We start from the raw sequence: 14,000 nt of genomic DNA on the forward strand, positions 1-14,000 counted from the left end.
CCACCCGCAACCTGTACCGGGAGTCTGCGACTCACGTCACTACAGCCCGGCCTCAGGGCCGGGTCTGTCGGAGACGAAGCGCTCGACCTCCTCGGCACGGCGGTCCATCTGCTCGGTGATCTGCTCGGCCACGTGGGTGACCACGCTGCTCACCTCGGCGGGATCGAGCTGCGCGTTCTCCAGTGTCGTACGGATGAGCTTGCGGGCGGCCATCTCCGTCGCCTTCGGGAGAGCCAGCACGCCTCCGGCGACGGCTCCCAGCGCGCCCAGGTGCGCGAGACGCTTCGAGCTCTGCATCGCAAACCTCATCGCATAAAGGCCGAGACCCCCCATGCTTGCGATCGTCTCGAGCACGGACTGGGCACCACGCAACGTGCGCCACATGGGACGGATCCGCGCGCTGATGGCGGTGCCGATGACCCCGGGCAGAACGAGCTCCAGCATGAACTGGTCGGCCCTGATGTCGTATCTGCGGCAGATTTCCAGGGCCATGGGGGTGAGTTCGGCATTGAGGCGTACGCGCAGGCGAGCGAGCACCTGGTCCATCCCGGTGAGCCGGCGGATGAACGCGTCGATGTCCTGTTCGTCCTCGGCATCGGCGTTGTCGTCGTCGGCCCTTTCCAGCAGGCGGGTCAGGAGGGTGTTCCTCGCCTGGTCGAACGCGTCGAGCAGGCCGGCGCGGATCTTCTCCTCGAACTCCGGCCGGTCCTTGAGCTCATGGATGTCGTGCCGGAACCGTGCCACGTTGACTCGGTGCCGTCCGACGCTGGCGAGCCCCCGGGTCACGGACTGGGAAGGGTCGGTGTCGCTCTCGACGGTGGCCTCCGGGAACGCGTCGAGACACAGCCGGCGTGCGACAGGCATACGCGATCCGCCTCCGGTGATCACCACCAGCTCGGGCTCCGTCGCGCCGAGCAGGCCCCGCACCTCCGTCAGCACGTCCGCGAAGCCCTCGGCCCAGCCGCCCGGCCCACGCACGACGCGCCCTGGAATGTCCACGCCCCTGAGCCAGCCCAAAGAGGGGCCCAGGAAGGGGGTGAACCGGGGGTCACAGCCGACCTGGAGATCCTGGAGGCGGACATCCGTCCCGGTGAACTGCGCTTCCTTCGCCCGGCGGCACGCGAGCAGCAGCATCTCCTCCCCCGAGTCGTCCCGGCCAAGAGCCGTGGTGAACTTTTCGTCCCCCGCGAACGCCTCCCGCACCATCCTGGCGAGCTCCCGGTCGATCACGGCACAGCCCAGATCCGAGCCCACCAGAAGGTTCCTGGGGATCAGGTCCTCGACGAACGTGAAGTCGGTCGTGGAGGAGCCGATGTCGACGACCAGGACCCGGTCGAGCCGGCGTTCCTCCCGCCGCCCGCCTCTTCGGTCCCTGACGTGCACGAGCGCCGACTGGGACTCCGCCACGAGCCGCACGGGAACGTTCATCGACGAAAAGTGCCTGGCGTACGTCGCCACCGATACGTCGTCCCAGCCCGTGGGGTGACCGACGTACACCACGCAGTTCCCCCTGACCTCGGGGTGCCGGGACAGGAACTCGGTGAGGAGGATCTGGGCGAACTGGACGGCTTCCGGGACGGCCAGGTCCTGCGGGTCCGGCCGGGACTTGAAGTTCACGCTGAAGTGCAGGACGTTCTGCGCCATCACGGCCGCTTCGCCGATGACGTACCGGTATCCGCCCTGGTCCAGGCGCTCGCGCCCCAGGGCCGTCACGATGGCGGCGCCGTCGGTTCCCCTGGTGTAGACCCGCGCTTTGCTCCGCCCGTGCGTCGGCAACCAGCACAGGGAACTCTCCCCGTCTCCGAGGTCCAGGCCGACCGCGTACCCGATGTCGGATTCGGTGTCACGCGCCACGGGCCACCCCCTCGGCCCCGGCCGATCCGCCGGCGACCGTCAACACCTCGGTCAGCAGTCTGATCACGGTGGCCGTCGGCGGCGGGGGGAAGTCGAAGCCCGTGCGCCGCGACGACACCGCCGCGATCAGCCGCCGTACCCCGGGGTTCCTTCTGGCGAGCTCCGCGTCCTGCCCACCGAGTTCGGTCTTGGCGAACTCGGCCTCGTCGAACCGCGCCCAGACGCCGGGATCGCGCTGCAGGGCGGAGTAGAAGTCGGGGTGCATGATCTGGAACGCGAGGAGGGTGCCCGCGTGCAGCAGCCGCTCCCGCCCGGGCGGGTCGTTGTGCTCGTGCAGCGTCAGGGCCGTGTGGTTCAGGCCGTTGACGAAGCGGCGCACACGTCGCGGGTTGGCCGTGAAGGCGACCTCGATGAGCTCCCAGAGCTCGCGTGAGCCCGTCAGCGCCGGGTCCGTGACCTCGTCGTGAAGGTGCAGCTGCAGTGACTCGAACGGGATCACGGGCAGGTGGAACGGAAAGTGGATCAGCTTCTCCAGGTACTGACGGCCGCGCGCGCCGTCCGTACGTTCGCTGTCGAACCGTTTGGCCGCCGCGTCCGCGACGACCTGATAGTCCATGGCGAGGACGAAGACACAGGAGCCCTCTCCCATGAAGAGTTTCAGGGAGTCGAGCACGGTGATCGCCGCGTCCTCGTGGCAGCGGTCCAGGTCGTCGATGAACAGGACGAGCCGACCGCCGTCGGAGTATGCGTTGACGACGTCCTTGAAGTCCTGTTCAAAGCGGTTGACGTGCAGATATGTCTCCACGCCCGGTGCGGTGAGCGCGCTCTGGACGGCGTCGACGTCCCCGGGGCCCAGGAAACCCGCCGTGAGGGGGCCCGCCGTCCTGCGCGCGAGCAGCCAGGCCGCTGCCTGGCTCAGCCGCTTCACCGTCTCCAGGGCTGCGCCGAGCCGCTCCTGTGGCGTCTCCTCACCGGACTTCCGTCGGTTGTCGAGGTCCTGGGCGATCTCGGTGAGTACGGTCTGGATGAGCGCGTGCCAGATCTCGTCCTTCTGGTCGTACTTCCAGGGATTGAACCAGACGGTCCGGATGTCGCGGGCTTTCAGCAGGCCCTCGCAGACCTTCATGAAACTCGACTTGCCCATCCCCCAGGGCCCGAAGACCCCGATGGTCAACGGCAGGCCCTCCGCGGTCGCGATCGCGTCGCAGAGCACCTTGGCATGGGTGCTGAATCCGAAACGATCTCCGTCCGGTCCCGAAATCGGGTTGTCGGGCAGCAGCATGTGTTTCCCCCCTCCCCCAAGCCGCCGTTCAGCCTCGGGTCGCCCTGACCAAGCGCTGTCGGCGGGTCACTCATGGTGCCCCCGAACAGGCCTGTCGGTGCCGGTGTTTCGGCCGAAACAGCCCGGTGACCAGGCCGGGATACGCGTTCCGTAGGAGGAGGGAGCTGCGATTGCACCAACGCGGCCGGAGATCAGCAAGGGGTCGGTACGCATCGATCCGGTCGACCGTGCGTACCGACCCCGCCTGCCCGCGCTTGACGCGCGCGTACTGCTTAGCTCACGACCGTGATCCGCTTCGCCGCCGGCGGCGCGATCGGGTTCGTGGCCGAGGAGTTGGCCGTCAGGTACTTCTCCAGCGCCGCCAGGTCGTCCGAGCCGACCAGGTCGTTCGTGCCCTGACCCAGCGTCGGGATGCCGTCGCCGCCGCCCGCGAGGAAGCTGTTCGTGGCGACGCGGTAGGTGGCCGTCGGGTTGATCGCCTCGCCGTTCAGCCTGACCGAGTCGGTCACCACCCGCTCCGCACCCGACTTCGTCAGGTCCAGCGTGTACGTCAGACCCGACGACACCTGGAGGATCTTCGGCGACGCCGCGTTCGTCCCGCTCACCTGCTCCTTGAGCACCTGGATCAGCTGCGCGCCGGTGAAGTCCTGGAGGTTCACGGTGTTGGAGAACGGCTGCACGGTGAAGCCCTCGGCGTACGTCACCACACCGTCGCCCTCGCTGCCCTTGGCCGCGTAGGTCAGCGGTGCCCGGACGCCGCCCGGGTTCATCAGCGCCAGGTCCGTCTCCGGGTCCAGCTCCTTGCCGTGCGCCAGCTGCGCGTCCGCGATCAGGTCGCCCATCGGGGACTCGGTGCCGGTGCTGGGGATGTCGGCGGAGATGTAGCCGATCGCGCGGTTGCCGATGGGCGCCGCGAGGGTGTTCCACTCGCTGATCAGCTCGGTCATGTCGGGCGCCTTGGCGACGGTCCGGGTGACCACGTGGTTCGCCGACTTCACGGACGTACGGGCGATGTCGCCGGTGAAGCGGTCGTACGTCAGCGTCGTGTCGGTGTAGAGGCGGCCGAAGGACGCGGCCGACGTCACCATGCGGGGCCTGCCCGCCGGGTCGTCGATCGTGCAGACGTACGCGGCGTGCGTGTGGCCGGTGACCAGCGCGTCGACCTGCGGCGTGATGTTCTTGGCGATGTCGACGATCGGGCCGGAGATGCCGTCGCCCGCGCCTGGCGCGTCACAGTCGTAGTTGTACGACGCCGACGCCGGCGCCCCGCCCTCGTGGATCAGCGCGACGATCGACTTCACGCCCTGGCGCTGGAGCACCTTGGCGTACTTGTTGATCGTCTCGACCTCGTCCTTGAACTTCAGGCCCTTCACGCCGTCCGCGGAGACGACACCCGGGGTGTCCTCCAGGGTCACGCCGATGAAGCCGACCTTGACGTCCTTCTTCTTCCACACCCAGTAGGGCTTGAGGATCGGCTTGCCGGTCTTCTCGTCGAGGACGTTCGCGGCGAGGTACGGGAAGTCGGCGCCCTCGAACTCCGTGTCCGTGTAGCAGCCGGCCGTCGGGTGGCAGCCGCCGTTCTGCAGGCGGGCCAGCTCCTTGGCACCCTCGTCGAACTCGTGGTTGCCGACCGAGGTGACGTCCAGGTCGAGCTTGTTCAGCGCCTCGATGGTGGGCTCGTCGTGGAAGAGGCCCGAGATCAGCGGGGAGGCGCCGACCATGTCGCCGCCGGCCGCGGTGATGGAGTACTTGTTGCCCTCGCGGGCCTGGCGCAGGTGCGTGGCGAGGTACTCCACGCCGCCCGCGTCGATGGTCTTCGTCGTGCCGTCCGCCTGGAGCTCGGTGACCCGACCGGAGGAACCGGCCGGCGGCTCCAGGTTGCCGTGCAGGTCGTTGAAGGACAGCAGCTGCACGTCCTGGTAGCGGTTGAAGCCGTAAGGGCCCCCGTGCTTGGCGGAGCTCTCCTCCGCCGTCGCCGTCGCGGGGAGCGCCGCGGCCAGCGCACCGGCGGTGGCGAGACCGGCGGCCCCGGCGAGGAGAAGGTGAGTACGGCGTCTGCGGCGCTGGTGCGCCTGTGACTCGGCTGGCATATGCCCCCCTGTGGCTCGAAAGTGACATGGCCCCGTCGGGCGCAGCCTAGAGTCAACGCGCGTAGCGCGACAGGGGGTTCATGGTTACTTTCTGGTTTCCCTTTGCCCGCCTCTTTGCCGCCACATTGCCGGACGCTCCCCTTACCCTCGTACGCATGACCAGCGACGACACCGCACACCCCCTTCCGACCCGTTCCATCGAGACCCACTCCGCGCTCCCCCCGGAGCAGACCGAGGCCGTGCTCGAACTGCTCGCGGAGGCCGCCCGGAACGACGGGCAGCAGGCGGTGTCCGAGCAGGGCCGACTGCAACTGCGTGGTGGTCCGCGCGAAGGCGTGTCGCATCTGCTGCTGACCGTCGCCGGCGAACTCGTCGGCTACGCCCAGCTGGAGGACACCGACCCCGTGGAGGCCCCGGCCGCCGAGCTGGTCGTCCACCCCTCGCACCGCGGCCACGGTCACGGCCGCGCGCTCGGCTCGGCCCTCCTCGGCGCGTCCGGCAAGCGGCTGCGGGTGTGGGCCCACGGCGGCCACGCCGCCGCCCGGCATCTCTCCCAGGTCCTCGGCCTCACCCTGTTCCGCGAACTGCGCCAGATGCGCCGCTCGTTGGCGGACCTGAAGCTGCCGGACCCGGTGCTCCCCGAGGGCGTGACGGTCCGCACCTTCGTGCCCGGCCAGGACGACGCGGCCTGGCTCGCCGTGAACGCCGCCGCCTTCGCCCACCACCCCGAGCAGGGCTCCCTCACCCAGCGCGACCTCGACGACCGCAAGGCCGAGCCGTGGTTCGACCCGGCGGGGTTCTTCCTGGCGGAGCAGGCGGGCGAACTCGTCGGCTTCCACTGGACGAAGGTCCACGCGGAGGAACGGCTGGGCGAGGTGTACGTCCTCGGTGTGCGACCGGGAGCGCAGGGCGGCGGGCTGGGCAAGGCCCTGACGACGATCGGGCTGCGGCATCTGGCCGCACAGGGGCTGCCCACGGCGATGCTCTACGTCGACGCCGACAACAAGGCGGCGGTGTCGGTGTACGAGCGGCTGGGGTTCGTGACGTACGAGACGGACCTCATGTACCGGGCGGAGACGTGATGTACCGGGCCGAGACGTGACGGCAAACCGCACATAACTCCTGTAAGGGGCGGCACCCTTGACGCCGCCCCTTCTTTTGCACCACCCTTTCACTACTCAATTAGTGAAAGGGTGGTGGAACGGGATGGTCGAGTACCGCATCGACCGGCGCTCCGGCGTCGCCACCTACGTGCAGATCGTCCAGCAGACCAAACAGGCCCTGCGCCTGGGCCTGTTGGAGCCGGGGGACAAACTGCCGACGGCCCGTGAGGTCGTCGAGGCCACCGCCATCAACCCCAACACCGTCCTCAAGGCCTACCGCGAACTGGAACGCGAGGGCCTGGTCGAGGCGCGTCGAGGACTCGGCACCTTCGTACGGCGCGCACTGAGCACCGCGCCGGCCGACTCGCCCCTGCGCACCGAACTGGACGCGTGGGCCGCACGGGCCCGCGAGGCCGGGCTGGACCGCGACGACGTGGACGCTCTCTTCACCTCTGTACTCGAAACGCACTTCAAGCCGGACACGCACAACAAGGGGGACGAGTCATGACCGAGACCGCCATCGAGGCGGCCGCGCTGAGCAAGAGGTTCGGGCGACGCCGCACACCGGCGCTGGACGGCTGCGCCTTGCGGCTTCCGGCAGGCCGCGTCTGCGCCGTCGTCGGGCCGAACGGCGCGGGCAAGTCGACCCTGCTCTCCCTCGCCGCCGGGCTGCTGCGCCCCACCGACGGCACGATCACCGTCCTCGGCCAGGCGCCGGCGGCGGCCCGCGAGCGGCTCGCCTACGTCGCCCAGGACAAGCCCCTGCACCCCCAGCTCACCGTCGCCGACACCCTGCGCCTGGGCCGCGAGCTGAACCCCCGCCGCTGGAACGCCCGGGTCGCCGGGCGCATCGTCGCCGAGGGCGAGCTGGCCGCGGACGCGAAGATCCGCACGCTCTCCGGCGGCCAGCGCACCCGCGTCGCGCTCGCCCTGGCCCTCGGCAAGCGCCCCGAACTGCTGCTCCTGGACGAGCCGATGGCCGACCTCGACCCGCTGGCCCGGCACCAGCTGATGGCGGCGCTCATGGCCGACGCGGCCGAACACGGCACCACGGTTGTCATGTCCTCGCACGTCGTGGCCGAGCTGGACGGCGCCTGCGACCACCTCCTGCTGCTCGGCGCCGGCCGCGTCCGCCTCGCCGGGCCACTGGACGACCTGCTCGCCGCACACAAGCTCGTCACCGGCCGGGCCGACGCCTTGCTGGACCCGCACACCGTGGTCGAGTCCCGCACCACGGGACGCCAGCTCACCGCACTCGTACGCCCCGACGGCCCCCTCGGCGACGGCTGGCAGACCACCGCCCCGACCCTGGAGGAGCTGGTCCTGGCCCACCTGCGCGCACCCGAGGCACCGGCGCTGCGGCTCGACACCCCACAGGAGGCCGCCGTATGACCGCCGCGACGACCATCGAGACGTCCACCGCCGTCACGTCCTCCCGGGGGCCCAGCGGCCTGCTCTGGGCGATGCTGCGGCTGCACCGCTCGGCGCTGTGGTTCTGGTTGATGCTCGTGGCCGTCGGAGCGGGAGCACTGCTGTGGGCGTACGGTCCGGGCGCGGACGCCGCCTGGGCCGAGTACCACAAGATGGGGTGCGGCTCGACGACGGCACCGGACCTGGGCTGCGACTACACGGGCCCCGCCTACAGCCGGTATGACACGGGCGTAGGCGTCGGCGCCGGAATCCTCGGCCTCGCTCCGTTCCTCACCGCCGCCTGGGCGGGCGCCGCCCTCATCGGGCGCGAACTGGAGAGCGGCACCGCCCAGTTGGCGTGGACGCAGTCCGTCTCCCCGGCCCGCTGGCTGGCGGCCAAGCTCGCCGTCCCGGCCGCCCTGCTCGTCTCCGGCACGCTCGTGCTCACGTTGCTGCACCGCGTGGTGTGGTCGGCGGACGGTCCGCTACGGCTGGCGATGGGCTCGCGGAGCTGGTACGAGGGCACCACCTTCGAAGCCAACGGCACCCTCGCCACCGCCTACGCCCTCCTCGGCCTCGCCGTCGGCGTCCTCGCGGGCCTGCTCCAGCGCCGGGCCCTGCCCGCGCTCGGCACGGCGGTCGTGGCCCTGGCCGTCCTCGCGTACGCGATCGGCGTCCTCCGCCCGTACCTGTGGCCGGTCGAGACGCTCACGAACAAGCACGAGTACCCGGCGTACATCGGCATGGTCATCGACGAGGGTGCGCTCACCTCCACCGGGGCCCGCGTCCCGGACCCCATCTGCGTCGACAACGCCAAGTGCCTCGCCGAGCACGACATCGTGGGCTTCTACCGCGACTTCCACCCGGCCTCCCACTTCTGGCCCCTGCAGCTCGTGGAGACGGGCATCGTCCTCGCCGTCACGGCCCTGGCGGTCCTGATCGCCTTCCGGCTGTTGAAGCGCCGGACCGGAGCCGCCGTATGACCACCGCCCTCACCGCCGTGACCGCTCCGGCCGCCCGCACCCGGCGCGGGCCGAGCGGCCTGGTCTGGGCCGTCCTGCGGGTGCACCGCACGGCCCTGATCTTCTGGGGCCTGTCCCTGACCGCCGCGACGGCGGGCCTGATCTGGCTGTACGCCATCGCCGACGACGCCCGCCGGGGAAACGTCCCGTGCGCCGAGCCCGCCCACGACGGCTTGCCCTCCTGCGCCTCGGTCGAAGCGATCACCGCCGACGACCTCTACTCCAACGGCATCGCCCTGGTCACCACGGCCCTGTGCTACGTGATCCTCCCCGTGGCCGCCTGGGCGGGCGGCGCGCTCATCGGCCGCGAGCTGGAGAACGGCACCGCCCGGCTCGCCTGGACCCAGTCGGTCAGCCCGACCCGCTGGCTGGCCGCCAAGCTCGCCGTCCCGGCCGTCCTGCTCACCGCCGGCACCGGTACCGTCCTGCTGCTGAACATCTGGGCCCGCACGGACGACAACCCGAACCTCGTCGGGGACTGGTACGGCCCCGACCAGTTCGCCGGCATCGGCCCGGTGGCCGTCGCCTACGCTCTGGCCGGCCTCGCCCTCGGCGCGCTCGCCGGACTGCTGCTCGGCCGGGCGCTGCCCGCCGCCGGGGTGGGCTTCGGGGCCGCACTGCTCCTCCACACCGTGCTGGAGCGCTACCGCGGGGACCTCTGGCCCAAGGTCATCCGCGCCGACGCGGGCGGCTTCGAGCTGCCGCGCTCGGTCTGGCAGATGAGCTGGCCCGGCCCCACCCGGGCGACCCGGGCGACGTACCACCCCCAGTCCCACTTCTGGCCGCTCCAGTACGTCGAGACCGGCATTCTTCTCGCCGTGGCCGCCGTGGCGACACTCGCCGCCTTCCGGCTGCTGCGCCGCCGTACCGCCTGACGGCGGACCGGACCTCCGGCCCGCACGTCCCTCCACGGGGGGAGGGACGTGCGGCTCGGACCGACGACCCGTCACGCAGACGCCCGCGAGCCGCCCCCCGATATCCCACACGCCATGTCTCCGTAACCATTGGTTCAGACGGGCTTGCGAGGCTCAGCCAATGACGCCCGCCGTGCCAGAGCCTGCGCCGCCTCCAGGAGGGAGCGCGAGGAACGGGGACGCACGACACCTCCCCGCCACGCTCCCACCCGCGCTGTCCGACGCGCCCATAAGCCTCGCCACGCGGAACAATGGGCATATGAGCCAGTCCACGAACGCCCAGGCAAACGTCCAGCACGCGCAGCCCTCCGTGGGCTCCATCGCGGCGCACCGCCCGCACACGGTGACCTCGGCGGTGGTCTCCGAGCTGGAGCCCGACATCGATGCCGACCTCGATGCGTACGAGGTCTCCGAGATCGACGGCGTCCAGCTGCCCCAGGGACGCTTCCTGGACCGGGAACGCAGCTGGCTAGCGTTCAACGAGCGCGTCCTCGAACTCGCCGAGGACCCGAACACCCCGCTCCTCGAACGGGCGAATTTCCTGGCGATCTTCGCCAGCAACCTGGACGAGTTCTTCATGGTCCGCGTGGCCGGACTGAAGCGCCGTATCGCCACCGGTGTCGCCACCCGGTCCGCGTCCGGCCTGCAGCCCCGCGAGGTCCTGGAGATGATCTGGGCCCGCTCCCGCGAGCTGATGGCCCGGCACGCCGCCTGCTACCACGAGGACGTCGCCCCCTCCCTCGCGGAGGAGGGCATCCACCTGGTCCGCTGGAGCGAGCTGCAGGAGAAGGAGCAGGCCCGCCTCTTCACCCTCTTCCGGCACCAGATCTTCCCGGTCCTGACCCCGCTGGCGGTCGACCCGGCGCACCCCTTCCCGTACATCTCCGGGCTCTCCCTGAACCTGGCCGTACGGGTCCGCAACCCCGTCACCGGCACCCCGCACTTCGCCCGCGTCAAGGTGCCGCCGCTGCTCTCCCGCTTCCTGGAGGCCTCCCCCGGCCGGTTCGTCCCGCTGGAGGACGTCATCGGCGCCCACCTGGAGGAGCTGTTCCCGGGCATGGAGGTCCTGGAGCACCACGCCTTCCGGGTCACCCGCAACGAGGACCTGGAGGTGGAGGAGGACGACGCCGAGAACCTCCTCCAGGCGCTGGAGAAGGAGCTCATGCGGCGCCGCTTCGGGCCGCCGGTGCGCCTGGAGGTCGAGGAGAACATCAACCAGGAGGTCCTGGACCTGCTGGTGCGCGAGCTGAAGATCAGCGAGGCCGAGGTCTACCCGCTGACCGGCCCCCTGGACCTCACGGGCCTCTTCCGCATCGCCTCCATCGACCGGCCCGAGCTGAAGTACCCGAAGTTCGTCGCGGGCACCCATCGCGATCTCGCCGAGGTCGAGTCGGCGTCCGCGCCCGACATATTCGCCGCGCTGCGCAACCGCGACGTGCTGCTGCACCACCCGTACGACTCCTTCTCCACCTCCGTGCAGGCGTTCCTGGAGCAGGCGGCCGACGACCCGGACGTCCTCGCGATCAAGCAGACCCTGTACCGGACGTCCGGCGACTCCCCCATAGTCAACGCGCTCATCGACGCCGCCGAGGCCGGCAAGCAGGTCCTCGTCCTGGTCGAGATCAAGGCCCGCTTCGACGAGCACGCCAACATCAAGTGGGCGCGCAAGCTGGAGGAGGCCGGCTGCCATGTGGTGTACGGCCTCGTCGGCCTGAAGACCCACTGCAAGCTGTCGCTGGTGGTCCGCCAGGAGGGCGAGACGCTACGGCGCTACAGCCACGTCGGCACCGGCAACTACCACCCGAAGACGGCACGGCTGTACGAGGACCTCGGCCTGCTGACGGCCGACCCGCAGGTCGGCGCGGACCTGTCCGACCTGTTCAACCGGCTGTCCGGCTACTCGCGCCGGGAGACGTACCGCCGTCTGCTCGTGGCCCCCAAGTCCCTGCGTGACGGCCTGATCTCGCGGATCAACAAGGAGGTCCAGCACCACCGTGCCGGGCGTCCCGCCTACGTCCGCATCAAGGTCAACTCGATCGTCGACGAGGCCCTCATCGACGCCTGCTACGGCGCGTCCCAGGCGGGCGTGCCGGTCGACATCTGGGTGCGCGGCATCTGCGCGATCCGCCCGGGCGTGACGGGACTGTCGGAGAACATCCGCGTCCGCTCGGTCCTCGGCCGCTTCCTCGAACACTCCCGGGTCTTCGCCTTCGGCAACGGCGGCGAGCCCGAGGTGTGGTTCGGCAGCGCCGACATGATGCACCGCAATCTCGACCGTCGTATAGAAGCCCTGGTCAGGGTCACCGACCCGGCCCACCGCGCCGCGCTGAACCGGCTCCTGGAGACCGGTATGTCCGACACCACCGCGTCCTGGCACCTCGGTCCGGACGGCGAGTGGACCCGGCACGCGACGGACGCGGACGGCCAGCCCCTGCGCAACGTCCAGGAGATGCTCATAGACGCCCGGAGGCGCCGGCGTGGCACAGCAACACCTTGATCCGACGGACCCCACGGCCGGGGCTGTGGCGGGGGACGCCCTCGCGGGCTACCTGCGCGCCCAGGCCACGGAGTTCCTCCGAGCCCTGCGCCTGCACCGGGAGACCGGCGGCGGCACCTCCAACGGCTCGGGGGAGTCCGTCGACGCGGCCCGGGCCCTGCGCCGCTCGGCCCGCCGCATCAGCGCCAGCCTGCACACGTTCCGTCCCTTGCTGGACACCGACTGGTCGGAGGCCATCCGCCCCGAGCTGGCCTGGCTCTCGGGAACGCTGGCGATGGAACACGCGTACTCGGCCCGCCTGGAACGCCTGCTGCTGGCCCTGCACCGCCTGTCGGGGGCCACGCCGCTGCCGACACAGACGGGCACGGCGGGCGCGAGCGGCGCGAGCAGGCTGACGGACACAGCGGCGAGCGGCCGCACCGACACGGCCACGGGCAGTCGTACCCATGCCGCCGCAGCCGGTCGTGCCGAGGCGACTGCGGCAAGCCGTGCCAACGCGGCTGCGGGCAGCCGTGCCGCAGGGGCCGCGTCCCTCCCGCCGAAAGCGGCGCCACCCGCCGGCCCCCCGGCCCACCCGACGCCCACCGCGGAACGCGGCAACCTCACCGTGGGCGCGGCCAAAGCAGGCGCCCTGCTCGAACGCCAGCTCACCCTGGCCCGGACCCGAGCGCACAGCACCGCCCTCCAGGCCCTCGGCAGCAGCCGCTTCCACGCGGTCGCCGACAACATCGCCGTACTGGCCAGCGAGGTCCCCCTCACCCCCGCCGCGGCCACCGGCGATCTGCGCCCCCTCGCGGCCGCCGCCGAGGAGCGCCTGAGCGACGCGGTGACGGCGCTGCCCCTGGTGACCGCGGGCCACCCCTACAACGCGGAGGCCCTGATCCACGGCCTCTCCCCGGACCCGGCCCCGCACCCGCAGGACGCGCCCTGGCACCAGGTCCGCCTGCTGCTGCGCCTGCACCGTTACGCCCGCGAGGTCCTGCACGGCGACGACGACTTGGTGGACGTACGGCTGCTGACCGCAGGCCAGGCCCTCAACCGGCACCGCGACGCCTCCGAGGCGGCGGCGGCCGCGGCCCAGGCGGCCCGCACGCCGCGGATCGCCCCGGCGACGGCCTACGCCCTCGGCGTGCTCCACGCCGACCAGCGGCACGAGGTGGAGGCGGCGCGGTTCGCGTTCCAGCAGTCCTGGCAGATCCAGCCGGCAGGCAGGACCTGAAGACGACAGGCAGGCTCTGAAGACGACGGGCAGGCTCTGAATCAGACGGTGGGCGTCCCCTGAAGGAGGCATACCCGGTGACTCACGCGAATGACCTCACCACCGTCCATGCGGCGGGCTGCGTCCTGTGGCGCCGTTCGCCGGTAGACGGTGAGCTGGAGATATGCCTGATCCACCGGCCGAAATACGACGACTGGTCCCACCCCAAGGGCAAGCTGAAACGCGACGAGGACCCCCTCTCCGGAGCCCTGCGCGAGGTCGCGGAGGAAACAGGCCACGCGGCCCGGCCGGGCGCCGCGCTGCCGACGCTGCGGTACCAGGCGAACGGCCGCCCCAAGGAGGTCCGCTACTGGGCGGCCGAGGCCGGACCCGGATCATTCGCCCCGAGCGACGAGGTGGACCGCCTGCTGTGGCTCCCGCCCACGGCGGCGCGGGGCCGGCTGACGCAGCCGAGGGACCGCGCCCTCGTGGACGCCCTGCTGCGGTCGCTGCGCCCGGCATAGTCCGCTACAACCCGCCACAAAGCCTCGGAATGCACCCGTGTCCTCAACGTAAGCGTTCCGTGACCTCACCGCACCGTCCCCAGGGGTTCACCCCTCGTTCATTTAC

11 protein-coding genes are annotated in these 14,000 nt (G+C 71.0%); 8 read left to right on the forward strand and 3 right to left on the reverse strand.

What is annotated here, in order from left to right; translation table 11 throughout:
- Positions 1–39 precede the first annotated feature (39 nt).
- The 3 genes from AB5J49_RS22195 to AB5J49_RS22205 form a co-directional block, all read right to left on the reverse strand.
- Complete coding sequence (locus AB5J49_RS22195) at positions 40–1,854, reverse strand: Hsp70 family protein (RefSeq protein WP_369170369.1); 1,815 nt, start codon at positions 1,852–1,854, stop codon at positions 40–42.
- The gene (locus AB5J49_RS22200; protein WP_369170370.1) at positions 1,844–3,136 is read right to left on the reverse strand and encodes a P-loop NTPase fold protein; all 1,293 of its coding nucleotides are present in this window, start codon (positions 3,134–3,136) and stop codon (positions 1,844–1,846) included. Before AB5J49_RS22200 ends, AB5J49_RS22195 begins: the two co-directional genes overlap by 11 nt.
- A 272-nt stretch (positions 3,137–3,408) precedes the next feature.
- Entirely contained in the window at positions 3,409–5,226 is a 1,818-nt protein-coding gene (locus tag AB5J49_RS22205; RefSeq protein WP_369170371.1) for a bifunctional UDP-sugar hydrolase/5'-nucleotidase, read from the reverse strand.
- 155 nt (positions 5,227–5,381) lie between these two features.
- Here AB5J49_RS22205 and mshD point away from each other — a divergent pair, with 155 nt between their 5' ends.
- The 8 genes from mshD to AB5J49_RS22245 all read left to right on the forward strand — a co-directional run bounded on the left by mshD (position 5,382) and on the right by AB5J49_RS22245 (position 13,894).
- Complete coding sequence (mshD, locus tag AB5J49_RS22210) at positions 5,382–6,308, forward strand: mycothiol synthase (RefSeq protein WP_369170372.1); 927 nt, start codon at positions 5,382–5,384, stop codon at positions 6,306–6,308.
- 124 nt (positions 6,309–6,432) lie between these two features.
- The gene (locus AB5J49_RS22215) at positions 6,433–6,837 is read left to right on the forward strand and encodes a GntR family transcriptional regulator (RefSeq protein WP_369170373.1); all 405 of its coding nucleotides are present in this window, start codon (positions 6,433–6,435) and stop codon (positions 6,835–6,837) included.
- Positions 6,834–7,721: an ABC transporter ATP-binding protein gene (locus tag AB5J49_RS22220; protein ID WP_369170374.1), complete on the forward strand. Its 888-nt coding sequence runs from the start codon at positions 6,834–6,836 to the stop codon at positions 7,719–7,721. Before AB5J49_RS22215 ends, AB5J49_RS22220 begins: the two co-directional genes overlap by 4 nt.
- Entirely contained in the window at positions 7,718–8,722 is a 1,005-nt protein-coding gene (locus tag AB5J49_RS22225) for an ABC transporter permease (protein WP_369170375.1), read from the forward strand. The genes AB5J49_RS22220 and AB5J49_RS22225 overlap by 4 nt, the downstream gene beginning before the upstream one ends.
- Positions 8,719–9,636 carry a hypothetical protein gene (locus AB5J49_RS22230; RefSeq protein WP_369170376.1) on the forward strand — a complete coding sequence of 306 codons (918 nt, stop codon included), beginning with the start codon at positions 8,719–8,721 and terminating at the stop codon, positions 9,634–9,636. The genes AB5J49_RS22225 and AB5J49_RS22230 overlap by 4 nt, the downstream gene beginning before the upstream one ends.
- 160 nt (positions 9,637–9,796) lie before the next feature.
- A complete protein-coding gene (locus tag AB5J49_RS22235) occupies positions 9,797–12,172 on the forward strand; it encodes an RNA degradosome polyphosphate kinase (protein ID WP_369170377.1) in 2,376 nt (791 codons plus the stop codon).
- A complete protein-coding gene (locus AB5J49_RS22240) occupies positions 12,153–13,391 on the forward strand; it encodes a CHAD domain-containing protein (protein WP_369170378.1) in 1,239 nt (412 codons plus the stop codon). The genes AB5J49_RS22235 and AB5J49_RS22240 overlap by 20 nt, the downstream gene beginning before the upstream one ends.
- A gap of 77 nt (positions 13,392–13,468) precedes the next feature.
- Complete coding sequence (locus AB5J49_RS22245) at positions 13,469–13,894, forward strand: NUDIX hydrolase (protein WP_369170379.1); 426 nt, start codon at positions 13,469–13,471, stop codon at positions 13,892–13,894.
- Positions 13,895–14,000: the final 106 nt, after the last annotated feature.

It is taken from the genome of Streptomyces sp. R28 (assembly GCF_041052385.1).
Classification (GTDB): Bacteria; Actinomycetota; Actinomycetes; order Streptomycetales; family Streptomycetaceae; genus Streptomyces.

Bases quoted from the DNA above. Each gene is read 5' to 3' on its own strand.
- AB5J49_RS22215 (WP_369170373.1), top strand. From the start codon at position 6,433: ATGGTCGAGTACCGCATCGACCGGCGCTCCGGCGTCGCCACCTACGTG.
- AB5J49_RS22205 (WP_369170371.1), bottom strand. From the start codon at position 5,226: ATGCCAGCCGAGTCACAGGCGCACCAGCGCCGCAGACGCCGTACTCAC.
- AB5J49_RS22235 (WP_369170377.1), top strand. From the start codon at position 9,797: ATGACGCCCGCCGTGCCAGAGCCTGCGCCGCCTCCAGGAGGGAGCGCG.
- AB5J49_RS22225 (WP_369170375.1), top strand. From the start codon at position 7,718: ATGACCGCCGCGACGACCATCGAGACGTCCACCGCCGTCACGTCCTCC.
- AB5J49_RS22200 (WP_369170370.1), bottom strand. From the start codon at position 3,136: ATGCTGCTGCCCGACAACCCGATTTCGGGACCGGACGGAGATCGTTTC.
- AB5J49_RS22220 (WP_369170374.1), top strand. From the start codon at position 6,834: ATGACCGAGACCGCCATCGAGGCGGCCGCGCTGAGCAAGAGGTTCGGG.
- mshD (WP_369170372.1), top strand. From the start codon at position 5,382: ATGACCAGCGACGACACCGCACACCCCCTTCCGACCCGTTCCATCGAG.
- AB5J49_RS22230 (WP_369170376.1), top strand. From the start codon at position 8,719: ATGACCACCGCCCTCACCGCCGTGACCGCTCCGGCCGCCCGCACCCGG.